Raw genomic sequence first — 25,707 nt, forward strand, 5'->3', positions numbered from 1 at the left:
ACGAATTAAAGGCGAGTATTCTGTAACGACAATTCCAAACTACATAGGAGGTAAAAACATGAGCACATATCAAAATCAATTAATTGCACAATACACGTTTGAAGATAACGTTCAGATCGGGAAGGACAGCTCCGGTAAGGGACATGATGGTATAGCCAAAGGCGAGATCCCACCTGTGATATCCGAGTTGAAAGGCAGAACGGCGGTGACTTTCAACGGGGGAGCCAATGGAACTTCTTATCTGCAATTACCCTCGAATCTGCTTCGTGATGTAAGCGATAACACGGGAATCACGATTGCCACTTGGGTGTTTCTGGGCAAGGGGTCTAATGTGTGGGAACGCATTTTTGACTTTGGCAAAGGGGAGAAGGGGCCGTATTTGTTTCTGACACGTCAGCTCCTGGGAACGTTATATGCCGGCGATAATCTGGTTGTACACCCAAGTCGAGGAGTTGCAAGCGGAGAATGGTTGCATATCGCACTCTCCGTAGCAGGCAGCCAAGGGGGAACGTTGAGCAGTGCGGGTCCGATTGTATATGTGAATGGGGAGAAGGCCGCAGACGGCTCGATCAGTCAGACATCCAGTGGCAATTATGCCAAACTGCGCGAATGGTTTGATTCTTTCACCGATCCTGAGAATTATAGCCAGAATTATATTGGACGTTCCCAGTATGCAGCGGATGTGGATTTTGCAGGTTCGTTATCCGACTTTCGGATCTATGGGTCAGCGCTCACCATGGATGAAGTTATTGAAGTGATGTGTGAGTCACTGACAGATGAAGCGATTGTGAAGCTTGCGGCGGACAAGTACTTGTCCTTCCCCAACCGAATCATCACCAAGAATGTATCATTACCTGCAGACTTGCTGGGTGGTAAAGTGTCTGTTGAATGGAGCTCCAGTGCTCCAGAAGTTCTGTCTGAGAACGGAGAGGTTCAGGCAATCACATCAGCACAAGAGGTTACGCTCCGTGCGCTTCTGAACAGAGGTGATCGTAAGCTGAGCCAAAGCTTTGACGTGTCTGTTGTGCCGGCCGATATTCCGCCTTATACGGTCACCATCCATGGAGATCAGAAGGTGGTAGACATCAGTGAAGTCATGTATGGGCTTTTTTACGAGGATATTAACAACGCGGCAGATGGCGGAATCTATGCAGAGCTTGTTCAGAATCGATCATTTGAATCTTTTGCATTTGATACGTACTCGCATGACTCTGGAGAATGTGGTTGTTCGACAGGTCGAAATCGTGAACCTTTGTTTGCCTGGTCAGGCGATACGGAGAAAATGCTCGTGCAGCATACGGATGGACTAAACGTTCACTTTAATGTGGAAGACCCTGAAGTAAATGCTTATTATGTCACGGTTCAGGATGGGGCAACGATTCGAAATCGTGGATTCTCAGACTCCAACCAGCATTGTGCCATGTCCATCAAGCAGGGGGAATCATATGACTTTACCGTATGGGCAAAAGCAGAATTGGCAGGAACGATCACTATTCAATTACAGGATGGAAGTGACACTTCCATCAGTGATTCGGTAACGCTACATGTTGAAGGCGGGAACACATGGAAGAAATACGGTTTGCCTCTGACCGGAACGGAGACTGTACTTGGTCAACTTGCACTTACGTTTGCAGGTGACATCTCCATCGATATGGTGTCCTTAGTCCCTCAGAATGTATGGGGAGCTGATCCGGCAGAAGAAGGAATATCGGCTACAGCACATGCCAACTATACAGGTAATCCGAACTATCGATTGAGAAAAGATCTAATCCAAGCACTCGCAGATCTGCATCCGAAGTTCCTGCGTTTTCCGGGAGGATGTATCTCGGAGGGATCTTTCATCTGGGATAACGTATATGACTGGAAGGATTCTGTGGGTCCGGTTGAGCTCCGCAAAGAGAATTATAATGTCTGGGGTTACATGATGACGATGGGGCTTGGCTATATGGAGTACTTCCAACTGGCGGAAGATCTGAATGCCGCTCCGGTTCCAGTCATGGCTTGCGGTGTGTTATGTCAGGCACGCTCGGATTACGCTCACCCTGCGGGTGGCGCTTTAAGGGAGTATTATATCCGGAACTTTACAGACCTGATCGACTTTGCGCTCAGTACAGACTTTGAACACAATGAATGGGCGGCGGTACGAAGCCAGATGGGACATCCTGAACCGTTTGATCTTCGTTATCTCGGCGTAGGAAATGAGAACTGGGGCACTGAATTTTTTGCCAACTTCGAAGTATTCAAACGTTCGATAGATGACTACATGAAGCAGAACTATCCTGATCATGAACTGCACATTATCTCGACGGTTGGTGCTCAGGCGGATGATGATGCGTACCAGGAAGGATGGAAATTCCTCAGCGGGAACCTCACCGGATCAGCTCAGGTTGCTTTTGCAGATGGCACAGAGGTGATCGAGGAGACCGTAACCTGGTATGAGAATCAGGACAATTACATGGATACCATTGCGGATGAGCACTACTATCGATCCAATGAATATCTGCTGAACAACGCGGATCGGTACAACTATTATGACCGGGCTTATCATGAAGACGGAAGTATTAATTGGAAAGAAACATCCAAAGTATTTGTGGGAGAATATGCTTCCACGGACAAAAATACGCTGGCCGGGGCGGTTGCGGAAGCTGCGATCATGACTGGATTTGAAAATAATGCGGACGTTGTTCGTTTGGCTGCCTATGCGCCATTGTTCAACAAAGTACTGACGGACGGTACCTACCGCTGGACGCCGGACTGCATCTGGTTTGATGATGAAACCGTGTGGTATACACCGAATTATTATGTACAGCAGCTTTTTGCAAAACATGTAGGAGATCAGGTGCTTGAGACTTCATTCTCCACCTATAGCAAAGGCAAACCGCTGAATCTTATTCCTCGTGGCGGTATCGAAATTGCAACAGGTCATGCAGACATCGTAGTGAAACGAGTCACTGTGACGTCCAATGAGGATGGCAGTTTGATGTTTGATGAAGATTTCAGGGAACGTACAGAGCCTAGTGAGGCATGGAGACAGATTCCTGGATCGGAAGGATACACGTTAATTGCAGGGAAAGGGCTCATCTTGAGCGCACAAACAAGTGGATTGAACGGATTGTACCTGCTGAATGACGAATGGACCAACTACAAAGTGAGCGTTGAGGCTGAACGAATCTCGGGTGAGGATGGTTTTTACATCGGTGTGGGACTGACGGATATCTCGCCCGAGAACAAGGATGTCATTGAGTACGCAATCAGCTACGGGGGAAATGCCACGGGAGTGAAGGTGTACAAACAAGGGATCGAAGGTTACACCTTGGGAGATTATTCATCCAGTTCGGCAGCAGGTAACCTGAGAGCGGCCAACTATGAACCACTGGAGAATGGGACCGATTATACAATCACGGTTAACTATGGTGGGGATACAGGAAAAAATCTGATTTGTTCCTATACAGACGGACGTAATACCAGCAAAATTCTGGATTACAAGCTGGAAGCTTACAACCGGGAAGTATTCCACTCTGTTACGAAAGACGCACGGCATGTGTATGTGAAACTGGTGAATGCAGATGGTGTGGATAAATCAACCCGGATTTGTCTTCAGGATCTGAAGGTTGATGCTTCAGCCAGACTGATCACACTTACTGGAGAAGATCATTTGGTGCATATTCCAAATGTGAATCAGAAGAATGATGAGAAAGTGGTTCCCCAAGAACAGGAGATCACACTTTCCGATACATCGGTGGTGGTTAATTTAGCTGCTCATTCAGTGAATGTATTAGTTATGGATATTCTGATTTAAATCTATAGCGTGAACAAGAGACCGCGGATATCGCGGTTTTTTGGCGTTCCAGGGGAGAGAGTCAACAAAAGATACCCAAAGTAAATAGCCCACACTATTGCGGTGATCTGGCTGCTCCTATAATAAATGTTGAAGGAGGAGTCAGCATATGCGTTCCAACTACAAACAATTTATCCGAAACGTTCCGCTTCATCTCATGATTCTGCCTGGACTGCTCATTATTATTGTATTCGGTTACATTCCGATGGCGGGGCTGTCTATTGCCTTTCAGAATTTCTCTCCCATTGCCGGATTCAAAAACATGAATTGGGTGGGCCTAGACAATTTCAGGTATCTGTTCGATCTGCCAGGGTTCTCGCAGGTTGTATGGAATACGGTATTTATATCAACGATGAAAATTGTTTCCGGTTTGGTGATTCCGGTACTTGTAGCCTTATTGCTCAACGAGGTTCGCAAGACAGGATTTAAACGAACGATTCAGACCGTGATCTATATGCCTCACTTTTTCTCCTGGGTTATTCTGGCGGGAATCATCGTGGATGTGTTATCTCCAAGCACTGGTATCGTTAATATGTTGCTGAAAGCCGTAGGGGTTGACCCAATTCAATTCCTGGCCAGTAACGAGTGGTTCCCTTACATACTTGTTATCACAGACCAATGGAAAGAATTTGGATTTGGGACCATTATCTATCTGGCTGCCCTCACGAATATTGATAAATCTCTGTATGAGGCCTCTGTTATGGATGGTGCGGGAAGATGGAAACAGACATGGCATATCACACTGCCAGGTATTCGGCCGATCGTAATTTTGATGGTAACTCTTAGTCTGGGAAATGTACTCAACGGCGGCTTTGATCAAGTGTTCAACCTCTATAATCCATTGGTATATGAATCAGGAGATATTCTGGATACGATGATCTACCGGATCGGATTGCAGGATGCACAATATTCTGTATCGACAGCGTTGGGTCTGATCAAATCTGTCGTTTCCTTCATTTTTATCGGACTTGGTTATTTCTTGGCCTATCGGTTTGCGAATTATCGGATATTCTAGAAAGGAGGCAGAATCATGCACCACGCTTCAAGAGCCTATCGGTGGTTCCTAGGGTTTAACTACGTCATCCTGACGATTCTTGCCTTGTTATGTCTGTTCCCGATTGTGAATATATTAGCGATTTCATTTAGTTCGAGTGATGCGGTCAAAGCAGGCAGTGTCACATTCTGGCCAGTGGATTTCACATTGTCCTCCTATCAATACATTCTGGAAAATCAGCAATTTCTGAACTCATTCGGCACGAGCCTTCTTCGTGTAGTTCTGGGGGTTACGACCAATCTAATCTTCACCATTCTCGTAGCTTATCCGCTCTCCAAAGAGGCTGCCAAGTTCCGTTCAAGAACGTTCTATGCCTGGATCTTTGTATTCACCATGTTATTCAGTGGAGGATTAATCCCGGGTTACCTAGTGGTTAAGGAAGCAGGGCTGCTGGATTCTATCTGGGCTTTGATTCTGCCAGGCGCTGTTCCGATCTTCAATGTGCTTTTAATGCTTAATTTCTTCCGGGGATTACCGAAGGAACTTGAAGAAGCTTCCTGGATGGATGGGGCAGGACATTTCCGCACACTATGGAGCATTTATCTTCCGATCTCTCTGCCAAGTATCGCGACCATTACGCTGTTCGCCATGGTGGGACACTGGAACGCCTGGTTTGATGGCATGATCTATATGAAGAGTCCGGAAGGTTATCCGCTTGCTACCTATCTTCAGTCCATGTTGCAGCAGGTGACGATGATTCAGAGTGAGATGATGACGCTGGAGGATGCGACGCTTTTAAGTCAGGTATCGGATAGAACAACCCAAGCTTCCCAGATCTTTTTGTCCGTTATTCCGATCCTGCTTGTGTATCCGTTCCTGCAGCGGTATTTCGTTCATGGTCTTGTCGTCGGAAGTGTAAAGGGATAAGATCGATAGGAGGAAAACCGATCGATGGAAGGAGCCGATTTCTGGCTCCTTTTTTGCTATTGAGGAGAGAGCGTGAGGAGAGGAGGAGGGAAACATTGCGATTCATCCGGGGGAGATGGAGAGAGTCATCCATTGTTGTCAAACTGATGATTGCTTTTGTACTGGTCATTCTGCCCTTGTATGGGATAAGCATTATGATTACGCAAGTCAGCTCCAAACAAATGCAGACGGAGGTAGAGAAGGCGCATGAATCCAAATTGTACTTCTACCATAATCATCTGCAATTCGAATTGGAGCGAATGAGTGCGCTGGTTACCGAATTTTCATTTGATGAAACCATGTCCACTCTAAGTACACGAGCCGCGATTATGAGCAGGTATGAAGTCACGTCCAGTCTGAACAATATCCACAATAAGCTGGGTCAGATCATGGTGACAAGTCCCTACATCAGTGATGTGGTGTACTATGTTCCTGCTCTACATAAACGGGTCAGTGCCGCGGACGGGATTCGAGACGTAGAGGATAACGAGTGGCAGAATCTGCTCGCCACGATGGGGAATCTGAATGGCGAATTATCACATTCCAATAACGATCTCTATTTCCTGAAAAGTAATCCATATAACATGAACCATGAGGAACCACCCAATTTCATATTAGGGATACGCTTGTCTGCTGAAGAACTGAAACATCGTTTGCAGCAGCTATCGGAAACGGGCGAAAGTGAGATTACACTGATTTTTGGTGAACAGCAACATGTAGTGATCTCTTCTTCCGACCAGCCAGCACCTGTTAAACCGCTTCGAACTGTTTCGCCTGAACCGTCCGAGTCCATGCAAGTTACGAAGTTTCAATCTGATCCATATCTCTATTATTCATTACATGATAAGGATCACTCGTTCACGCTGACAGCCACTATTCCGCAGGATGTGTTGAGCGCACCACTGGAACAATACAACGTATGGTTATGGATGGTGACCTTCATGTCGGTTGTGATTATTATTGTCTTCTCGTTTTCGATCTACAGATCGATTCACCAACCGTTAGCGGTACTCATTCGAGGATTCAGGATGGCAGAGCAGGGCCAGACAAGCGTACATATTCCTTCATCCAGAAGAGATGAATTCGGCTATTTGTACTCTCGATTCAACCATATGATAGAGCGCTTACATATTTTGATCGATGAGAATTATGTTGCACGGATTCGAACAAGTGAAGCGGAGCTCAAACATCTACAATCCCAGATTCAACCTCACTTTTTATATAACAGTCTGTTCAGCATCAAGCAGATGGCTGAAGTGGAAAATGTGGAGCTTATTCAGGAATTCACCGACTATCTGGGTCAATATTTCAGGTACATGTCTCGGGATTCTCATACGGAGGTATCGTTGGGGGCTGAGATTGACCATGCGCTGGTCTATGCATCCATTCAGAAAATCCGATTTGGTTCAAGAATTCAATTGGAATTGGAAGATCTGGATGCGAGGTACAAAATGATTTCGATTCCCAGAGTTATTATCCAGCCGATCGTGGAAAATGTGTTTGAGCATGCACTAGCCAAACGTAGCCAGGGAGGAATTCTACAACTTTCGTACCAACAGGATCAGGACAATCTGTCCATTCGCATTGAGGATAATGGGGATCAGTTAACCGACGAAACATTGAATTACCTGCAATCTGCCTTTGAGGAAATAGAGCGGAAACATGGAAACGAAGAGATAACCGGGCTCTTGAATGTGAATCAGCGATTAAGAATCAAATTCGGGGCTGCCTATGGTCTTACAGCGCAGCGAAGTGAGCTCGGTGGGTTGTGCATTATAGTGAAGATTCCATGGAAGGGGGAGTAGCGTTATGCAGCGGATGCTTATTGTAGATGATGAACCCGTTATTTTGGATGGACTGTATGCTTTCTTTCAAAAGGCAAACTTTCAGGATATGGAGATTATTAAAGCATACTCTGCCTTTGAAGCCATCGATTGGCTGAACTCGGTCAAGATTGATATTGTACTCAGCGACATCTGTATGCCTGGTATGGATGGCATGCAGTTGATCGAGCAGATTATGGATCGGTGGCCACGATGCAAAGTTCTCTTGCTGACCGGTCATAACGAATTCGATTATGCACACCAAGCCATTCGAAATCCGTGTGTTGTTGATTACCTGTTAAAGACAGAGGGAATGAATCATATTCGGGCTGCGGTAGAACGGGCATTAACACAGATCTCGGAAGAGAATGATTTTCGCTATCAAGCTGCCTGGTTTCGCAGCAAATTGCCACGAGCGCTGCCCCAGTTACAACGTCAATTGCTGCTGGATGTGCTTAAGCGAACGGATAGACATGATATCATTTCACTTCAAGAAGAACTGGATGCTGTGCAATTGCCTTTCGAATCCGATCAACTCGTTATTCCTGTGATCATACGGGTGGAGGAGTGGAACAACTATCAGTCTCAGGCGGATCGTAGTCTCATCCGGTATGCCGTTGCCAATGTTGCGGAGGAGCTGCTGCAAGACAAGGCTAAGGTGAAGGCGATTGATCTGGAGGCTCAGGTCATCGCGTGTTTTATTCAACCGCAGGAAGAGCTTCATTTACACGTGTCTACTACACAAGTGGAACGAGGGAGTCAGCTGGACAGCTGGAATCAGACTCTTCGTTTTGTCTATGGCACACTGGAGTCCGTGCAGCAATCCTGTGCGGACTGTCTGAACCTGTCTGTATCCATCATGGTCAGCGAGCAGGCGGTAGAGTGGAACAGGGTTAATCAGGCCATTGCGCAACTGCGTCTGTCGGTTCATGAGAGTCCGGGGCTGGGGATGGAGAAGCTGTTGCGTGTCAATATCCAGGACGAATTGCCTTACACGCCTAGCATTATGAATCAACAGGGTGTGGTAGCACTGCATCTGGAGCAGATCAAACAGCGAATAACCGCAGGGGATCGGGAATGGATAGAGTCCTTTCATAAATGGACCGAGGCTGCGAAGGAAGGGCTTCAAGATCCGTTCTTCCGCATGAAAACCTATACAGGTGCAGCCAATGTACTCATTGAAGTTCTGCACGAATTGGGGTTGTATGAGTCGGCAATGGAAGAAATATCGCTTTCCCGAATGCTGCATTTTGACATCCATACCGCATGGTCCGATCTGGTCATCTTTTATCAATCTGCATACGAATGGATGATCTCCAAACGAAGTGATGCCCGCCTGAATGACCAATCACAGATTCTGATTACGATCCATCATTATATCAAGCACCATCTGGAGGATGACCTCTCACTCACACGGATCGCACAGGAAGTCTCTCTTAACCCTTCTTATCTGTCGCGTTGGTACAAACGGATTACAGGCAAAGGCATATCCGACTACATCCATGACCGCAGAGTAGAGCGAAGTAAAGAGTTGCTCCTGGGTTCTTCCTGCAAAATGCATGAAATATCGGCAAAGGTTGGATTTAGCGATCAGCATTATTTTTATCGTTTCTTCAAAAAAGCAATAGGCTGTACCCCTCAAGAGTATCGGGATCAGAAAAGCTAGAGGATGTCTCAAATGGTAAATCAAAGATACCAGATGTCAACGGGATACACTCGAAGTGATAGCGCTTTCTTTGTAAGATGAAAATATACCTCACGGGAGGAGAAAAAAAGGGGGATTCGCATGAATATATCATTCAAGAAGGTCTCATTATTAACATTAACCATGGTGCTGGCCACCACGCTTGCAGCTTGTTCGTCTGGTGCAGGGAGTGCCGAGAAGGAAGATGAGCCGAACACACAGCAGGATGCGGGAGGACCACTTACGAAATATGACCCACCTATTAAATTGACCTCCACCATGAATGAAACGGGGAAAGAATCGCTCGCCCAAGGAGATACACACGCCAATAACATCTGGACCAGAGGGTATAAGAATGAACTCGGTATTGATGTATCGTACGAATGGATTGTTCCAGATGCCAATTATAACGATAAGATGAATGTCACGCTGGCGAGTGGTGATCTGCCGGATGTACTGAAAGTGAGCGCTGTTCAATTCGAACAACTGCATGAAGCGGGGATGCTGGAGGATCTGACCGAAGTATATGACAAGTATGCATCCGAACTGGTGAAGGAGTTCATGTCTGCTGAAGATGGAGCAGGCTTGAAGCCGGTAACGAAGGATGGCAAAATATACGCCATGGTGAGCTTCCCAGGCTCGCTGGATTCCTCGGATATGATCTGGATTCGTCAGGACTGGCTGAAAAAGGTTGGTCTTGAAGCGCCCAAGTCCATGCAGGATGTCATCCAGATAGCAGAAGCCTTTACCTTCGAAGATCCAGACGGAAATGGCAAAGATGATACGTATGGCATTGCCTTGAACAAGGATTTGCCTATAAACGCGTTCTTGCTTGGTTATCATGGTTATCTCGAAACCTGGATTAAGGATGCTTCAGGTCAAGTCGTGAATGGAACAATCCAACCTGAAGTGAAAGAAGGATTGCGTGAGCTTCAGACCCTGTATCAGAAGGGTGTGCTTGATCCCGAGTTTGGCGTGAAGGATTTTGCTAAAATGATGGAGGATGTGAATGCAGGCAAGTCAGGCATGTTCTTCCTGCCGCAATGGGCACCTTTTCAGGTTAGCAGCATGATTAAGAAAGACCAGAACATCGACTGGATGCCTTACCCGGTTCAATCGATTGATGATCAGCCAGCCAAAACACAGAATCATCTTAGTCTGGGCGGTATATTTGCCGTTCGCAAAGGGTACGAGCATCCGGAAGCGTTAATAAAGTTGCTCAATTTCCAAGCTGAAAAAATGTTCGGTGAGTCTGCCAAGGAGGAACGGGCTGCTTATTTGAATGGACTGACAGGGCTTGGTTTTCATAATGCAACGGTCTCCAACCTGCCAGCCAACAAAAATGTGAAGGCACAGGATGAAGTAGAGCAGGCGCTCAAAACAGGAGATACGTCCGGATTGGAACTGGAAGCGAAGCTGTTCTATGACGATATTATGGATTATCGGAATGGGAATCTCGACAAGTGGCATATGGAGCGTATCTTTGGCCCAGAGAGTTCACAAGGTGTGATTAAATATTATCGGGATAATAACCTCATTGTCATGAATGAATTCATCTATGCACCGACGAGAACAATGAATACGAAACAGGCAACACTGGATAAACTTAGAGCCGAGACGTTTCTGAAAATAATTTATGGCAATCTGTCAATTGACGAGTTTGATAACTTTGTAGCCAATTGGAAGAAACTTGGCGGGGATCAGATCACACAAGAAGTGAATGATACCATCGCAGCTAACCAATAGAGAATTGGATTCATATCATCCAAGAACGAAAAATGAGAAAATGGTGCTCTCCCCAAAGGGAGGCACCATTTTTATGCTTTTGATCATTTGCGTTTCAATAACAGAACTCCGCTGATTTCTGACGTTTTGTAGCGGTAGACCACTTTGAATCCAATATCATTGTCCAGCAAGCAGTTCAGTGCATTGATCAACCGTGCACCAGGAACCAGTGTGAATGTACATGGAGACGTATTACCAATCACACGTACACTTTGGATTCTGCGCGCAGAACCGGGAATGAGCGGATTTCTAGACCAATAGATTAATACCAGATCCGGTTGTGGAACAGCATTGACACGAGCCATACTAATCATCTCTTTTCTATTAAAGGTTCTTAATAGTAGATGAAAAGTAGAGGAAAGGGTGTTAGACGAAAGTCATGATGTTTAATAAATAGACTGGTCCGTTGGGACATACTGGACATGGGAAGTTCATGCGTCTAAACTAGATAGACCAGACACACTAAGAAGGGATGCGCCGATCCAAACCATGTTGCAGAAATTCGGGTTTACACAATATGAAAGTCAGGTATACGAGGCTATATTCGCGCAGGATGAACCGCTTGATGCCACATCGATTGTAAATTACTCCAACGTTCCCAAAGCCAAGATCTATGAAGTGCTTAATCGCCTGATCGACAAGGGAACAGTGCTGACAACGATGGATGGGAAGAAAAAACTATATATGGCTGTGGATCTTCAGTCTATTATTCATAAGATCAAGGCTGATTTTGAGAAAGATATTGAGGAATTGAAGAGTTACAAAATCAAACGCACATTCACCGATGAACATATCTGGACGTTAAAAGATGAGTCGTCCATCGCATCGAATATCGAACAGCTGATCGAGGAAGCAGATTCATCGATTCTTTTTCTGGCCTGGAATGAGCGAATGGAGAAATATCGTGAACTGCTGGAGCAGAAGGAAAAGCAGGGCGTGTACGTTGAAGTGCTTGCCGTTGGGGGAATGGAGACATCCTTAAACCGGATATACTCGTTGATTCCATTGCTTGATGCACCGGAACCTTCACAGCTGCTTATTGTGGATCATGCGTATCTGCTGTTTGCCGGTGTGGAGCACGATTCATGGCGAGCGATCAAGACGATGTCCAAACCGATTGTCAAAGCGATGACGGATTATTTCTACCATGATGTTGCCCTTACTCAAATAACCAAAAAATACGGTGACCAACTGTTACAGGATGCTGAAATCGAGAAACTGCTCACCAGATTGATCTATTAAAACTATTCTCTTGGAGGATAGTTTTTTTGTTAAATCTTTGTTTGAAAACAATCATGAAAATAACTATTGAAACTTTCATTATTATAGGTTACTATCGTAGTTGTAACTTTTCGAGGAGGATTCAAAAATGAATAAGAAAGTATATGTGCTTGCTATCGCAGCATTTGTGGTCGGAACCGTTGAACTGATCTTGGGCGGAATTCTGGACCTGATTGCTACGGATCTTCATCTTTCCCTGTCGAAAGCCGGGTATTTAATCTCTATTTTCTCACTTGTCTATGCGTTGTCTGCACCGATTTTATTAAATATGACGGCCAGATTCGAGCGTAAAAAAGTATATATGTGTACGCTTTTTGTTTTTCTGATCAGTAATCTGATATCTGCATTTAGTTCCAGCTTTTATATGCTGATGGCGGGCAGAGCACTCGGAGCCGCCACGGGCTCACTTATTTTTGTGCTCTCCCTGACCCTTGCAGCGCGCATTGTGGAACCACAGTATAAAGGACGCGCCGTGGGGACCATTACCATGGGAGGAAGTGCATCACTTATCCTGGGTGTGCCACTTGGTATCTTTGTAGGCAATTTGGCAGGCTGGCGTGAGGTGTTTATGTTGATCGCCATTCTGACCGCAGTGGTCATGGTAGCCATCTGGATTGCAATGGACCGCGTCCAGCCGATACCTGCTGTATCCCTGAAGAAACAGCTTTCTGCTCTGTGGAATCCAAAAATGTTGGCAATCCATGCTACAACTTTGCTTGTGCTTGCGGGTCACTTGACTTTATATGCGTATTTCACACCATTTCTGCAAGAAACGCTGGGTGCCAGCGCAACGATGGTTACCTTTATCTATATGATGTTTGGGATCGCCGCTGTTGCAGGTGGAGGCATAGGTGGCATGTTATCCGATCGTCTGCATCCTGCTAAAGCCATTATCATTGTGCTGATTCCTTTTATCGTAAGTATGGCTGTCATTCCGTTCAGTGTGGGATTGCCTTTGATCGCCTTCTTGCTGCTGTTAAGCATCTGGAGTGCACTGAGCTGGACCGTTACGCCTGTACAGAATAGTCTCATTATCAAAACTTCGCCGGAAACAGCCGAAACGCTAATCAGCACCAACTCAGGTATTGCACATGCAGGTATTGCACTGGGTACCTATATCGGCGGCATGGTGATTGATCACTCATCGATTCTGAATACAGGATGGGTTGGTTCTGTTCTGATACTGCTTGGTTTGGTGTCTGCCATCTATGCCATTAGCGTTAAGGAAAAAACCGTTCAGGCAGTTGCTTAGAATAAAAAAATTAGACAAAAGCTTGAACCTCTGCATTCCCATAGACTAATGGGTGTAGAGGTTTTTTTATTGTTGTTACGCTAGAGTAGCGTAGTAAAATAAACCATTTTTATATAGAGCAAAACTTGCTTTATTCATCGTAATCTATATAATTAAAAGAGTTTTAAAAAGTATTGTTAGAGAGATTGAGCTTTAATTTATTTTAGATAGAAGATGGGAAGTGCTTACGAAATGATGACTGAAAAAAAGAAATCTCAATTAGGGCTCTTATACAATGCCAATTATGATCAAGAGTTAATTGAAGAGCGTTTACATGCCAAAGGGCTTTGTTACGATTATAACCAGCTTCATCCAGCCAAGATCAATGAAAGAGAAGCGTTAATTAAAAAACTGCTGGGGAAAACGACGGATCGTTTCCTGATTGAACAGCCATTTGTATGTGATTACGGCTATAATATTGAAATTGGTGAGAACTTCTATAGCAATCATAATATTGTCATGCTGGATGGAGGCAAAATCAGTTTTGGAGATAACGTTTTTGTTGCTCCTAATTGCGGATTTTATACAGCAGGCCACCCTTATGATGTTGAGCAGCGCAATGAAGGTCTGGAGATCGTTGGTCCCATCACGGTGGGCAATAATGTGTGGATCGGTGGCGGTGTGACAGTTCTTGCCGGTGTGACGATTGGAGATAATACGATCATCGGCGCAGGGAGCGTAGTGACCAAGAGTATACCGTCTGGTGTGATTGCTGCGGGTAATCCTTGCAGGGTCATTCGCAAGATAACAGAAGAAGACAAAACCAAGTACAGCAGGGATGTAGTGAAGAACATATAGTGAAGAATAAATAGTGAACAACGTGATAGTCGCTAATGAGAATGCCCGATGTGTATCATCGGGTGTTTCTTTTTGAAAATAAAAATAAAATCCCCCAGACAGAAAACATGCTAGGTATCGTATGACCGACACTTTTTCATGTGACATGTCTGAGGGATAGAAGAATGTATCTGTTACATTTGCTTAAAGATCCTTAACGCTGCAAACTTTTCCCGTTACTGCTGATCACTTCTTTGTACCAATGGAAGGATTTCTTGCGATAACGTTCGAGTGTTCCTGATCCATCGTCATGACGATCCACATAGATATAACCATAACGTTTTTTCAACTGGGCAGAAGACGCACTGACCACATCAATACAACCCCATGATGTATAACCCATAATTTCAACGCCATCTTCAATGGCTTCGCCAACCTGAACCAGATGATCATTCAGATACTGGATTCGGTAATCGTCTTCGACTGTTTTCTCGCCATCAGCACCCGTGATCAACTCATCGACAGCGCCAAGACCGTTCTCTACAATAAACAGTGGTTTTTGATAACGGTCATAGAACATGTTAAGCACATAACGCAATCCTTGCGGGTCAATCTGCCATCCCCATTCACTTGCTGGCAGATAAGGGTTAGGTACACCCCCAAGCAGATTACCTTCACCTGCGATTTGTTTCTCCGGGTCTGCTGTCTGACAGATACTCATGTAATAACTGAAAGAGATGAAGTCTACTGTATTCAGCAACATTTCCTCGTCGCCAGCTTCCATTTGAATCTCGATTCCATTTTCACGGAAGTAACGTTTCATATAACCAGGGTAGCGACCTCTTACGTGTACATCACCGAAGAAATAGTTGCTATGCTCGAATTCCATGACTTTGATCATATCGTCTGGATTCGGTGTCAGCGGGTAGGTCGGCATACTGAGCATCATACAACCAATCTGTGCCGTAGGAATAATCTCATGACAGAGCTTAACAGCGGAAGCGCTGGCTACAAACTCATGATGGATCGCCTGATAGAGATCTTGCTTGCTAAGCTTTTCCTTAGGCGTGTAGATGCCACCGCTCATGAAGGGTGCTTCAAGAATCGAATTAATTTCGTTAAAAGTAAGCCAGTATTTTACTTTGTTTTTATAACGTTTAAATACGGCAGTTACATAACGCTCATAGAATCCAACCATTTTTCGGTTAACCCAGCCGTCGTATTCTTTGGACAAGTGAAGAGGTGTCTCATAGTGGGATAGCGTAACCAGTGGTTCGATCCCGTATTTGTGACACTCGTCAAACAGATCGTCGTAGAATTGCAGACCTTCTTCATTTGGTTCCAGCTCGTCCCCTTTTGGGAAAATACGGGACCAGGCGATGGAAGTACGGAATACCTTGAAACCCATCTCGGCAAACAGTTTCACATCTTCCTTGTAGCGATGATACAGATCGATACCGATCAGTTTCATGTTATCTTCGGTTGGTTCTTCCGTGATTGGCCCCATGATGCCTTTGGGAGCTACATCCTGAGTAGATAATCCTTTGCCGCCTTGATTGTATGCACCTTCAGCCTGATTGGCTGCAATTGCGCCACCCCACAGGAAATTTTCAGGGAATTGATAGGTTTGATTACTCATGTGTATCGCTCCATTCATCAAATTGATATTAAGAGGTTGTTCAACAAGCCCGCTTTTGATTACAAAGGATGCCTAACGGCATCATCTACATCGAATATGGAATTCAGCCGAAATGTCCGTTGCTCACGTAGTTTTCCCTACCCTCTGCTACTCCATTTCTAGCTTCATCCCATCTTCTCGGTACTGAAAACCGGTCTTTTTGAACGCGCACTTAAAAATGATTCATATATGACATAAAAAAAGCTTAAACGTTGTAACGGGTTACACGTCAAGTTTTACTTTTGACCCCAATCTAAGGCATACTATTATTCTAAATAAGTTCAACTAAAATTTACACGAAACGGAGAGGACAGAAATAACCAGAAGAAGCGAAGCGGTCGCCTGAAAGCTTTCTGAAAGAAAGCTACATCCGAAGCATACGCTATCCCCGGATTTTCCCGTTTAGATATGAGAATCAAAAAATCTGGGGATAACAGCGATCGGAAGGTTGTTCTGTCATCGAAGTGCCAGTGTAAATAATCTTAGTTGAACTTATATAGTTCGTTAGCAAGAAGGGAGTCTCCGATGTCCAAGTTTGATGAAATTATGAAGCGGTCCGGTTACTCAAAAGCGACAGTGTCACGCGTGATTAATCATTCTCCGCATGTTAGTGATGAAGCAAGACAGATCATAACGGATATTATGAAACAGTTGAATTATATTCCCAACCGAAATGCGATATCGTTATCTACAGGACAGACAAAGCAGATTGGAATTGTGACCTCTACCACAGGTGAGATCATTCTTACATTCATGAATCAATTCATTGATACAGCCATGGATTTTGGGTTTCAGACGATTATTTATACATCCCGTGGAGATCCGGAAATTGAATTGCAGGCATTCGAAGATCTGCGCAGCAAACGAGTGGATGGGCTAGTTATTATTGCTTGTGTCAATGATCCTCGGAAATTAAAAGCTTATATGGAGTATGGGCCCATTGTCTCCTGGCAGCGAATGGGGAATGACGAGATTCCGTCTGTTGCGATGGATCAGGCAGAAGGGTATAAGTTAGCTCTGGAGCATCTGATATCAAGAGGATACACTCGAATTGCGAATGCATTTGGAAGGGCTGAAAGTTTGAATACTCAGAGCCGCCGTGAAGCCTATGAATCTTTTATGAAGAGCAAAGGGTTACCTGTGTGGTCTGAAGCGTATCAATATTCCGTATTTAGCTCCACAGATGGCGAAGAAGCGATGCGCAGAATGGTAGAGGAGCCAGAACTTCCACAGGCCGTATTATGTTCAAATGATTATGCAGCCATCGGCATTCTGAGCGAAGCACGTAGACAGAATATTCAGGTACCGGAACAACTCGCCATTGTGGGGTTTGATGATATTGAACTTTCCCGTGTACTCGGAATCACGACTATACACAATCCGATTGCGGAGCAAGCCACCCAGGCTTTCCATCAATTGTGGGCCGTGTTGGGTAAAACAGAGTTGAAGACAGAGCAGCTAACATACCAGCTGATTGAGCGTGAGACGACTTGAATCCGTAAGACCTGATGTTGGAATCTGGTTTGGTTTTATGGATTCAATAATTATTCAAATTTGAAGCATCTTCGAATCGGACACATACGTTATACTGAATATGAGCTTCAGAGCGACACATCTATACGGAGATGTGGCGTGAAGTTTTCGTAGCATGTTACAAGTTACATATTTCACAAACGATCTGCGGGAAAGGTGAGAATGAACTTTATGAAGACAGTGACAGGTCGATTCAGAATTGCGGGCATATGGGAGGGCGTATCCTTACTTCTATTGATTTTTATTGCTATGCCTCTGAAATATTTTGCAGATATCTCTTCCGCTGTAGCCGTAATGGGCATGATTCATGGTATTTTGTTTCCTTTGTACCTAATTGCGCTAGTTCACTTGGCTTTGGTCAAGAAGTGGAAGATAACACGCTGGCTGATGGGTGGACTCGCTGGTCTACTGCCGTTTGGTACTTTTGTATTCGAATCTTATCTTCGGAAGAGAGATTGGAAATAAAAATCAATAAGAATAAATGAAAGCAGGCGACTAATTCAGATGTTATCCGAATTGTCGCCTGTTACTTTCTGTACAAGTACTACTTTACAGTACCTTGCTGACGATCGGACAATAAGCTTACTCCAATATCGCCAGAGGCATTCGACACAGGCGTATACGCCGAGAAGGAAGTAACAACTACCAGCGCAGTGAACAGAAATAAGAATGATTTTTTCATACCATAACCTCTTTCATATGGGGATATATTCCATTTGATTCTAACGCATATAGGCTATACTTGAAAAGAAAAAGTTTAAATGAGCAAGCTATTGAATGACTGAAAGGGTTGAGCTTCCATGAAAGGTATTCATGAGTTAACATCCATAGAAATGGTTGAAGAAGTTATTCAACAACATGAATTGGTTTTTTTGTATGTATCTCGGCCAGAGTGCAGTGTATGTCACGCTTTACTCCCCAAGATCAGGGCGTTGCTTGAACCTTATCCATCAATATACCTGGGTCACATTAATGCTAATGAAGTGGAAGAGGTTGCATCCAAGTTTCTTATTTTTACTGTTCCAACAATGATCATGCTTGTGGAGCAGAAGGAATATATTCGAGCGGATCGTTTTGTTCGCTTGGAACGTCTGGAAGAGCAGCTGCAACAGATTCACTCCATGTATGTCCAAGATGAGGAATAGAAAGCTAAAGCTTCATGAACGGCGGCTCATACATGAGCCGTTTTTTTTGCGCCCGCAGTGGCATATAGCTATGAATAAAGTACATGATGCCTGAACTCGCAAATTAAAGTGTTGCCATGAAAACGGTTTTATGATAATTTAAACATTATAAAAACGTTTTTATAGTAAAGGAACAAAACTTATGGCAAAGATAACGATTAAAGATGTAGCAAGGGAAGCGGGCGTATCCATATCTACGGTCTCCAACGCCTTGAATGGTGTGGATGTCTTGAACCCGGAGACAAAATCACATGTTCTTAAGGTGGCAGAGCGTTTAAATTATGTGCCCAATCTGAATGGCAAGCTGTTGAAGTCCGGTCAAACCAAAATGCTCGGTTTTTTCACTACAAGTGTATCGGGTCCGTATTTCTATAAGCTGGTTGAGTCAATGTCTCGTGAATGTGATCGTCTTGGGTACGGGCTGAATGTATTTGTGACCAAGGATAAACACGTTATTATGAGTAATATTCTGGGTCGGCGGGTGGATGGTGTCATTATCTACGAAGAGCTTCGGATCGATGAGCAAGATATTATCGCCATGGAGAAAGACAAGATCAAGGCGGTTTTTCTGGATCGGGTCTATCAGAGTGATACGATGGGAAGTGTCATTTTTGACTCGTATGTGGCGGCTTATGAAGCTACCAAGTATTTAATTGGGCTGGGGCACAAGAAAATTGCTTATATTTCTGGCGTGGACACAATGTTTGACAGTGTGCAGCGTAGAGATGGCTATTTGGCTGCCTTGCGTGAATACCAGCTTCCAATTGATGAAGATTACATTATACAAGGGTACTTTGAGGAGGAGAGCACGTATAGTGCGATAAAATCTTTTCTTCATTTACACCCCGGCAAGCGGCCTGATGCATTTCTTGCAGGGAATGACTTGAGTGCAATTGGCTGTATGCATGCGTTGAAGTCTGAGGGTTTTGAAGTGCCTCAAGATGTTAGTGTCGTGGGTTTTGACGATATTGACATCGCACAGTATTTTTCTCCACCGCTCACAACGGTAAGAAATCAAATTGCAAGACAGGGTATCCTGGCAATCAATCAATTGGTGGGTATGATCAAGGAGAAAGAACAAGGGGCTGCACAGAAATTGGCGGGTGAACTGGTGGTGAGAGGTTCAAGTCATGTGAAGATCGACAGGAAAGACTACCGTACATAAGTTGATTCAGCTTCTTCTCCGGTCTTTTTTTACATAAATATAAACAAAGGGGGTTTTTATGTCGAAAAATAAAAACGTTTTTATAAACATGCATGCAAGGTGGAGGGGAGTAAAAAAACGTGGATAAATTAGCCGTAGAGACATCAACCGGTAAAAATGCGATCAGTCCCAATGGAAAGAAACCCATCGGACAACGGATTAAAGAATTCATAGTCGATTATCGGAGACAGTGGGAGATTCAATCGATGATTATCCCTGGCATTATTTTTATGATTATTTTCTGTTATATCCCGATTTACGGTTTGACGATTGCCTTCAAGAATTACACGGTCATTGATACGCTGGCCACCGCTCCTTGGGTAGGGCTGGATAATTTCAGAATCATTTTGTCAGATAAATACTTCTGGGATGCAGTCGTGAATACGCTAGGGATCAGTTTTTTGAAATTAGGTATCGGGTTCGTCATTCCGATCATTCTCGCGATCATGATCTACGAGTTAAACAGCGGACGATTCAAGAAGTTTGTGCAAACGGTTTCATATTTACCTCACTTTTTGTCCTGGATTGTACTTGGGGGAATGCTGATTACCTGGTTTTCGACAACGGGGTTATTTAATCAGTTGTTACTTAGCCTGGGAGTGATCTCGCAACCGCAGAACATCTTACTGGATGCAGGCAAGTATTGGTGGATTGCTACGTTATCGGATATTTGGAAAGAAGCAGGTTGGGGAACGATTCTGTATCTGGCGATCATGGCGAAGATTGATCCTACGTTTTATGAAGCTGCCAAAATCGATGGTGCAAGCCGTCTCAGACAGATCTGGAATATCACATTGCCTAACATGAAATCAATTATCAGCTTAAATCTGATTCTAACTGTAAGCGGTTTATTGGGATCGAATCTGGATCAAACGCTCGTTCTCATGAACTCCCAGAACCGTGACAAAGCGGAAGTCATTAATTCGTACGTGTACCGTATGGGGATGTCTCAGGGTGACTTTTCATATGCAACGGCCGTTGGCTTGGGTGTCTCAATCATCTCTGTCATTCTACTCGTCACGGCAAACAAAATCACAAGCAAATTAAACGATAATCAATCTGTGTTGTAGAAGGAGGCATCCCGCGTGAATGGAAAGGTGGCAAAAGAAGATCTCGATAGTCGGATCTTTGATACGTTAAATATAATTTTGCTAATCATCTGTACGATCGTTATTCTGGTTCCGCTCTGGAATGTCATCATCTCTTCCTTTAGTTCAGGCAAGGCACTGGCGGAAGGTGGATTCATCTTCTGGTCACCGGAATTCTCGCTGGAGAATTACAGAGCTGTATTCAATGATCAGGGCATCTGGCAGGCCTTCTTCATATCGGTTTCCAAAACAACGATTGGCGTTGTTACACATGTGTTCTTCTGCGCCATGGTTGGTTACGGTCTGAGCAAAAAGTACATAAGAGGCCGTAAATTATACGTTGCCATGGGTGTTATTACAATGTTCTTCTCGGGCGGCATGATCCCGACATACCTGTTAATCAAATCACTTGGATTGTTAAACAGCTTCTGGGTGTACATTATTCCGGCGTTGTTCAGCTTCTATGATGTCGTAATTTTGATGAATTTCTTCCGGAATGTTCCGGATTCGCTGGAAGAATCGGCCAAGATTGACGGTGCAGGGGATTGGCATATTTTCCTGAAAATATTCATTCCACTCTCCATGCCTGCCATGGCTACAATTGCGCTATTTAATGGGGTGGGGCAATGGAACGACTTCATGACAACCAAGTTATACATTACCGATCAGTCACTGTATCCACTTCAGATGATGTTGTACGAGATTATCGTTCAGTCACAGACACAATCCATGCAAAATGTCGGAGGTTCAGCTGTCATTGAAACAACGACCAAAGGCGTGCAGTTGGCCACCATTGTCATTACAACACTCCCTATCGTGCTGATCTATCCCATCGTTCAGAGATACTTTATCTCGGGAATGATGCTCGGAGCAGTCAAGGAATAGGAGCAACAACTATCCCATTTTGAGGAGGAACAAAAACATGTTGAAGTTGAACAAGGCATCAGGAAAAAAAGGGGTTAAATTGCTCGCAACACTACTCACAACCGTACTTATGATTACAGGTTGCAGTGGTGGATCGGGGGGCTCCAGTGAAGGAAACTGGGTTTCCATTGAAGATCGTTATACGGTTGACCCGGAAAAGCCAGCTTGGCAGTTGGATAAAAAGGAAGAGGCTACCGACCTGACATGGTACGTCAATGCTGACTGGTGGAACACTGATTTTGGCAAGGACATTGTTACCAAGAAAATCAAAGAGGATCTGAACATCAATATTAAATTCATCACGGGTGATGATACCAAGTTAAACACCTTTTTCGCGGGTGGAGATATGCCTGATTTGTTGACGGTGTTTGACTCGAATTCTCCAGTGGTGCAAAAAGCTGCAACCTGGGCTATGCCGCTGAATGATCTGGCGGAGAAATACGATCCTTACTTCAATAAAGTTGCGGCTGCCGATACATTGAACTGGTTCCAATTGGCGGATGGTAAAACCTATGGTTACCCGAACTATTCCAATACACAAGAGGATTATGATAGCGGTAACATTCCTGCCAAAACGGCATTTATCATTCGTAAAGATGTGTACGAAGCTTTGGGTAGTCCGGTCATTGGAACGCCAGAAGAATTCCAGAGTGTGATGAAACGAATTAAGCAAGAGTTCCCTGCGCTGATTCCGTTTGGATTCAACTCTATTGGTGAAGGAACAGGTTCACTCGGGGATACGTTGCAAGATTTCATCGGTGTTCCGTTGGAGACCGAATCAGGAGAATTCTATGATCGCAATCTGGATGAAGATTACCTCACGTGGTTGAAAACATTGAACACCGTGTACAGAGATGGCAATATCAGTGATGACAGTTTTGCCGATGATGGAACCGCTTTTGAGGAAAAAGTAAAGTCCGGTAAATATGCGACCATGCTGCTTGACGGTACACCTCAACAAGGAGGAAACTTGCAAATCTACATGAGTGCCAATCCAGGCAAAGAATATGTTGCTATCGATGGACCACAGAGCACTAAAGGTAATGCACCAACATTGAATCAATCCGGAATAACCGGGTGGATGATCAATTTCATCTCCAAGGATTGTAAAGATCCGGCCAAGGCCATTCAGATTTTCACATACTTATTAAGTGAAGAAGGCCAGACACTCATGAATTACGGGATCGAGGGGGAAACCTACCAAACCAAAACCGACGGTAGTGTAGAATTGCTGCCAGCGGTGAAAGACCTGCAACTCAATAACGCGGATCAATTCAAAAAGGATTATCGGATGGGTGAATTTATGTTCTTCGGTCATGACCGCCACAAAGCACTCAGTGCAGATGCTTTTCCGGAAGCGATTAAACAGATGCAAGAGTGGGGCAAAGGCAAGCTGAAACCACACTTCATTCTGGAGAATATTAGCCCGGATCAAGGTACACCTGAAGCTCGTGCGTTGTCAGCAATCAATACGAAGTGGAATACAACGCTGGTCAGTATGGTACGGTCCAAGGATGATGCCTCGTATGACAATGCACTGGCTTCTTACAAGTCATTTTTAGGTGAGAACCGTTGGGAAGAGATTGTGAAGGTACGCAGTGAAAAGATGAAATTGAACAAAGAGAAACTAGGCATTCAATAATAGAAATAAAGGAGAATCCTATGACTACATTCAAAATGTACAAATCCACGGGTGAAGAAGAGTTATTCGTATCTCTATCCCAGGAGCAATTGAAACCACTGGATGCTGATAAGGAGACAACGACGATCCATCTGGATGATCAGCTAACGTATCAGGAGATGGACGGATTTGGTGCTTCTTTTACCGATTCATCTGCCTATTTGATCAACCAAATCTTGAGTGAGGAGCAGCGTGATGAGGTCATGACCCGGCTCTTCCATCCGGAGAAAGGGATTGGGCTGTCGGTCATCCGTAATCCGATGGGCGCTTCGGACTATGCGAGAACGATATACAGTTATAACGATATGCCAGAACAGCAGACAGACCCGGAATTAACCCAATTCAGCATTGCACATGATGAAGGTGACGTTATTCCTTTAACGCAAAAGGCGTTGGCATTGAATCCTGAACTGAAGCTGTTTGCTTCACCATGGAGTGCACCAGGATGGATGAAAACGAGCGGCTCAATGATCACCGGACAGTTGAAGGCTGAATGGTATCCCGTTTATGCTGAATATTTCGTGAAATACGTTCAAGCGTATGCAGAGCATGGATTACCGATCCATGCCATCACACCACAGAATGAGGCGCTCTATGAACCCGGGCACTATCCGGGTATGTTGATGCCAGCCGAGGCCCAAGCAGATTTTATCAAAAACCATCTTAAACCAGCCTTTGTGCAAAACGATATTCAAACCAAGATTCTCTGTTACGATCACAACTGGGATCAACCGGACTATCCCCTGACCGTACTTGAACAAGCTGGAGAGGAAGTGGATGGCGTAGCCTGGCATTGGTACGGGGGAGATGCTTCTGCTCAAACGAAGGTTTATGAAGCTTTTGCAGGGAAAGAAGTGCATTTCACTGAAGGTTCGGGTGGAGAGTGGATTCCGCCATTTGAGCAAGCCTTCTCTAATGTGATGCGAACGGGAATTCAGATTCTTCGCAATTACAGCAAGTCTTTTGTACTTTGGAATATGGCATTAGATGAGAATAATGGGCCTACGGTTCCTGGATTTGGCCGCAGTACATGTCGTGGGATCGTACAGGTTAATCAGCAAACAAAGGAGCTTACGTATACACTTGATTATTATGCTCTGGCTCATTTTAGTGCTGTGATCCGTCCGAAGGCTGTTCGGATCGAATCAACATCCAGTGATGATGGAATTTGTTCTGTGGCTTTTAAGAATGTCGATGGTTCCGTAGCATTAGTCCTCTTCAATGATGGGGAGGAGACGGGCAACGTACAGGTTAAGCTGCGGGACGATGTATTGATGCAGTTCCAGCTGGAAAGCAAGAGTGTCTTGTCCGTATTAATCACAGTTTTATAAATGGATGAGTTATAACCAGGCTTCATTAGAAAAGAAACCAAAAGAAGCGATATCCAGAGTGTACACGGATATCGCTTCTTTTGGTGAAATTCAACATTATACGGGCTGAATGGCGAGATGGGGTGTCCCGCTACTCTCATCAACGAAAAGGATATATTGGTTGCCAGCAGTCCCTGTTAAGACCAGACCGGGTTGACCTGCAACACCAGGATTGTAGTATCTGAATTGTTGCAAAACGGGTAGAGAGAGTGGAAGAGTAGGTTGATTAAGTGCCATTAATTGTGTAGCGGCCTTGACGCTATCTCCTGCTTGAATAACCCCGCCTACACCCAAATGGTTGACAATCGAGGAACTGGCGTTGATTTGAAGGCTGCCTGCTACGGTCTGACTACCATTGACCTGTAGATCGACACCAACGGTTTGATTACCGTTAACTTGCAGATTTTGATTTATCGTCTGATTGCCGGTGACAAGGATACTATCAAATGTTGGCAAAGATATCATCTCCTATACAGTTATTCATATATTCTATGAGGACAAGATTTGAACCGACACGGGTGACCACACATTGTATATCTGGGATAAAGCCCCTTTTGCAATGAAGAGCGAGTGAAGTGGTAAACAGAAGAAACCATGCCACTATTT

General features: G+C 44.5%; 21 protein-coding genes. 17 read left to right on the plus strand and 4 right to left on the minus strand.

The features are described from left to right. Nucleotides 1-58 precede the first annotated feature (58 nt). The 6 genes from MHI12_RS13670 (at nucleotide 59) to MHI12_RS13695 (ending at nucleotide 11,051) form a co-directional block, all read left to right on the plus strand. Nucleotides 59-3,799 (plus strand): alpha-L-arabinofuranosidase C-terminal domain-containing protein, encoded by a 3,741-nt coding sequence (locus tag MHI12_RS13670; RefSeq protein WP_405172675.1) that lies wholly within the window; start codon nucleotides 59-61, stop codon nucleotides 3,797-3,799. A 148-nt stretch (nucleotides 3,800-3,947) separates the two neighbouring features. Then, the gene (locus MHI12_RS13675; RefSeq protein WP_405172676.1) at nucleotides 3,948-4,853 is read left to right on the plus strand and encodes an ABC transporter permease; all 906 of its coding nucleotides are present in this window, start codon (nucleotides 3,948-3,950) and stop codon (nucleotides 4,851-4,853) included. Between the two features lie 15 nt (nucleotides 4,854-4,868). Beyond that, nucleotides 4,869-5,759, plus strand: a complete 891-nt coding sequence (locus MHI12_RS13680; protein WP_062834211.1) for a carbohydrate ABC transporter permease — start codon at nucleotides 4,869-4,871, stop codon at nucleotides 5,757-5,759. A gap of 95 nt (nucleotides 5,760-5,854) precedes the next feature. Further along, nucleotides 5,855-7,603, plus strand: coding sequence for a sensor histidine kinase (locus tag MHI12_RS13685; RefSeq protein ID WP_405172677.1), 1,749 nt, complete (start codon nucleotides 5,855-5,857; stop codon nucleotides 7,601-7,603). A gap of 4 nt (nucleotides 7,604-7,607) precedes the next feature. Next, nucleotides 7,608-9,287, plus strand: coding sequence for a response regulator (locus MHI12_RS13690; RefSeq protein WP_405172678.1), 1,680 nt, complete (start codon nucleotides 7,608-7,610; stop codon nucleotides 9,285-9,287). A 120-nt stretch (nucleotides 9,288-9,407) separates the two neighbouring features. Beyond that, nucleotides 9,408-11,051, plus strand: a complete 1,644-nt coding sequence (locus MHI12_RS13695; protein WP_405172679.1) for an extracellular solute-binding protein — start codon at nucleotides 9,408-9,410, stop codon at nucleotides 11,049-11,051. Between the two features lie 83 nt (nucleotides 11,052-11,134). On the opposite strand, the gene MHI12_RS13700 is transcribed toward MHI12_RS13695, so the two are convergent. Continuing rightward, nucleotides 11,135-11,395 carry a hypothetical protein gene (locus MHI12_RS13700; protein ID WP_047842808.1) on the minus strand — a complete coding sequence of 87 codons (261 nt, stop codon included), beginning with the start codon at nucleotides 11,393-11,395 and terminating at the stop codon, nucleotides 11,135-11,137. Between the two features lie 184 nt (nucleotides 11,396-11,579). Here MHI12_RS13700 and MHI12_RS13705 point away from each other — a divergent pair, with 184 nt between their 5' ends. From MHI12_RS13705 to MHI12_RS13715, 3 genes are all read left to right on the plus strand, one after another. Beyond that, nucleotides 11,580-12,332, plus strand: a complete 753-nt coding sequence (locus MHI12_RS13705) for a TrmB family transcriptional regulator (RefSeq protein ID WP_036670754.1) — start codon at nucleotides 11,580-11,582, stop codon at nucleotides 12,330-12,332. Nucleotides 12,333-12,459: 127 nt separating this feature from the next. After that, nucleotides 12,460-13,623, plus strand: a complete 1,164-nt coding sequence (locus tag MHI12_RS13710; protein ID WP_405172680.1) for an MFS transporter — start codon at nucleotides 12,460-12,462, stop codon at nucleotides 13,621-13,623. Nucleotides 13,624-13,857: 234 nt separating this feature from the next. Then, complete coding sequence (locus MHI12_RS13715; RefSeq protein ID WP_405172994.1) at nucleotides 13,858-14,460, plus strand: sugar O-acetyltransferase; 603 nt, start codon at nucleotides 13,858-13,860, stop codon at nucleotides 14,458-14,460. A 193-nt stretch (nucleotides 14,461-14,653) separates the two neighbouring features. Here the strand turns inward: MHI12_RS13715 and MHI12_RS13720 are convergent, their stop codons facing one another. After that, nucleotides 14,654-16,078 (minus strand): glycoside hydrolase family 1 protein, encoded by a 1,425-nt coding sequence (locus tag MHI12_RS13720; RefSeq protein WP_036670759.1) that lies wholly within the window; start codon nucleotides 16,076-16,078, stop codon nucleotides 14,654-14,656. A 564-nt stretch (nucleotides 16,079-16,642) separates the two neighbouring features. On the opposite strand from MHI12_RS13720, the gene MHI12_RS13725 reads away from it, so the two are divergent. Together MHI12_RS13725 and MHI12_RS13730 are read left to right on the plus strand one after the other, a co-directional pair. Then, a complete protein-coding gene (locus MHI12_RS13725; protein WP_405172681.1) occupies nucleotides 16,643-17,611 on the plus strand; it encodes a LacI family DNA-binding transcriptional regulator in 969 nt (322 codons plus the stop codon). A 210-nt stretch (nucleotides 17,612-17,821) separates the two neighbouring features. Continuing rightward, nucleotides 17,822-18,115, plus strand: coding sequence for a DUF3817 domain-containing protein (locus MHI12_RS13730; protein WP_036608336.1), 294 nt, complete (start codon nucleotides 17,822-17,824; stop codon nucleotides 18,113-18,115). Nucleotides 18,116-18,194: 79 nt separating this feature from the next. On the opposite strand, the gene MHI12_RS13735 is transcribed toward MHI12_RS13730, so the two are convergent. Beyond that, nucleotides 18,195-18,332, minus strand: coding sequence for a hypothetical protein (locus MHI12_RS13735; RefSeq protein WP_017688678.1), 138 nt, complete (start codon nucleotides 18,330-18,332; stop codon nucleotides 18,195-18,197). Between the two features lie 118 nt (nucleotides 18,333-18,450). Between MHI12_RS13735 and MHI12_RS13740 the strand changes: the two genes are divergently transcribed. From MHI12_RS13740 to MHI12_RS13765, 6 genes are all read left to right on the plus strand, one after another. After that, a complete protein-coding gene (locus MHI12_RS13740; protein WP_405172682.1) occupies nucleotides 18,451-18,795 on the plus strand; it encodes a thioredoxin family protein in 345 nt (114 codons plus the stop codon). Between the two features lie 181 nt (nucleotides 18,796-18,976). Then, on the plus strand, nucleotides 18,977-19,999 hold the full coding sequence (locus MHI12_RS13745; RefSeq protein WP_076330992.1) for a LacI family DNA-binding transcriptional regulator: 1,023 nt from the start codon (nucleotides 18,977-18,979) through the stop codon (nucleotides 19,997-19,999). Nucleotides 20,000-20,118: 119 nt separating this feature from the next. Continuing rightward, a complete protein-coding gene (locus tag MHI12_RS13750; protein WP_405172683.1) occupies nucleotides 20,119-21,108 on the plus strand; it encodes an ABC transporter permease in 990 nt (329 codons plus the stop codon). A 15-nt stretch (nucleotides 21,109-21,123) separates the two neighbouring features. Further along, nucleotides 21,124-22,011 (plus strand): carbohydrate ABC transporter permease, encoded by an 888-nt coding sequence (locus tag MHI12_RS13755; protein ID WP_405172684.1) that lies wholly within the window; start codon nucleotides 21,124-21,126, stop codon nucleotides 22,009-22,011. A 37-nt stretch (nucleotides 22,012-22,048) separates the two neighbouring features. Beyond that, nucleotides 22,049-23,692 carry a sugar ABC transporter substrate-binding protein gene (locus MHI12_RS13760; protein ID WP_405172685.1) on the plus strand — a complete coding sequence of 548 codons (1,644 nt, stop codon included), beginning with the start codon at nucleotides 22,049-22,051 and terminating at the stop codon, nucleotides 23,690-23,692. Between the two features lie 20 nt (nucleotides 23,693-23,712). Further along, the gene (locus tag MHI12_RS13765; RefSeq protein WP_405172686.1) at nucleotides 23,713-25,062 is read left to right on the plus strand and encodes a glycoside hydrolase family 30 protein; all 1,350 of its coding nucleotides are present in this window, start codon (nucleotides 23,713-23,715) and stop codon (nucleotides 25,060-25,062) included. Nucleotides 25,063-25,158: 96 nt separating this feature from the next. Here MHI12_RS13765 and MHI12_RS13770 read toward each other — a convergent pair whose 3' ends face one another. Next, nucleotides 25,159-25,566, minus strand: coding sequence for a hypothetical protein (locus MHI12_RS13770; RefSeq protein ID WP_405172687.1), 408 nt, complete (start codon nucleotides 25,564-25,566; stop codon nucleotides 25,159-25,161). Between the last annotated feature and the right edge of the window lie 141 nt (nucleotides 25,567-25,707).

The sequence above is a fragment of the Paenibacillus sp. FSL H8-0280 genome, assembly GCF_045040665.1.
GTDB classification, from domain to species: Bacteria; Bacillota; Bacilli; order Paenibacillales; family Paenibacillaceae; genus Paenibacillus; species Paenibacillus xylanexedens_A.

What these genes read in the sequence shown, in the direction of transcription:
- MHI12_RS13670 (WP_405172675.1), top strand. Translation starts at nt 59, where the DNA reads ATGAGCACATATCAAAATCAATTAATTGCACAATACACGTTTGAAGAT.
- MHI12_RS13675 (WP_405172676.1), top strand. Translation starts at nt 3,948, where the DNA reads ATGCGTTCCAACTACAAACAATTTATCCGAAACGTTCCGCTTCATCTC.
- MHI12_RS13680 (WP_062834211.1), top strand. Translation starts at nt 4,869, where the DNA reads ATGCACCACGCTTCAAGAGCCTATCGGTGGTTCCTAGGGTTTAACTAC.
- MHI12_RS13690 (WP_405172678.1), top strand. Translation starts at nt 7,608, where the DNA reads ATGCAGCGGATGCTTATTGTAGATGATGAACCCGTTATTTTGGATGGA.
- MHI12_RS13695 (WP_405172679.1), top strand. Translation starts at nt 9,408, where the DNA reads ATGAATATATCATTCAAGAAGGTCTCATTATTAACATTAACCATGGTG.
- MHI12_RS13700 (WP_047842808.1), bottom strand. Translation starts at nt 11,395, where the DNA reads ATGGCTCGTGTCAATGCTGTTCCACAACCGGATCTGGTATTAATCTAT.
- MHI12_RS13705 (WP_036670754.1), top strand. Translation starts at nt 11,580, where the DNA reads ATGTTGCAGAAATTCGGGTTTACACAATATGAAAGTCAGGTATACGAG.
- MHI12_RS13710 (WP_405172680.1), top strand. Translation starts at nt 12,460, where the DNA reads ATGAATAAGAAAGTATATGTGCTTGCTATCGCAGCATTTGTGGTCGGA.
- MHI12_RS13715 (WP_405172994.1), top strand. Translation starts at nt 13,858, where the DNA reads ATGACTGAAAAAAAGAAATCTCAATTAGGGCTCTTATACAATGCCAAT.
- MHI12_RS13720 (WP_036670759.1), bottom strand. Translation starts at nt 16,078, where the DNA reads ATGAGTAATCAAACCTATCAATTCCCTGAAAATTTCCTGTGGGGTGGC.
- MHI12_RS13725 (WP_405172681.1), top strand. Translation starts at nt 16,643, where the DNA reads ATGTCCAAGTTTGATGAAATTATGAAGCGGTCCGGTTACTCAAAAGCG.
- MHI12_RS13730 (WP_036608336.1), top strand. Translation starts at nt 17,822, where the DNA reads ATGAAGACAGTGACAGGTCGATTCAGAATTGCGGGCATATGGGAGGGC.
- MHI12_RS13735 (WP_017688678.1), bottom strand. Translation starts at nt 18,332, where the DNA reads ATGAAAAAATCATTCTTATTTCTGTTCACTGCGCTGGTAGTTGTTACT.
- MHI12_RS13740 (WP_405172682.1), top strand. Translation starts at nt 18,451, where the DNA reads ATGAAAGGTATTCATGAGTTAACATCCATAGAAATGGTTGAAGAAGTT.
- MHI12_RS13745 (WP_076330992.1), top strand. Translation starts at nt 18,977, where the DNA reads ATGGCAAAGATAACGATTAAAGATGTAGCAAGGGAAGCGGGCGTATCC.
- MHI12_RS13760 (WP_405172685.1), top strand. Translation starts at nt 22,049, where the DNA reads ATGTTGAAGTTGAACAAGGCATCAGGAAAAAAAGGGGTTAAATTGCTC.
- MHI12_RS13765 (WP_405172686.1), top strand. Translation starts at nt 23,713, where the DNA reads ATGACTACATTCAAAATGTACAAATCCACGGGTGAAGAAGAGTTATTC.
- MHI12_RS13770 (WP_405172687.1), bottom strand. Translation starts at nt 25,566, where the DNA reads ATGATATCTTTGCCAACATTTGATAGTATCCTTGTCACCGGCAATCAG.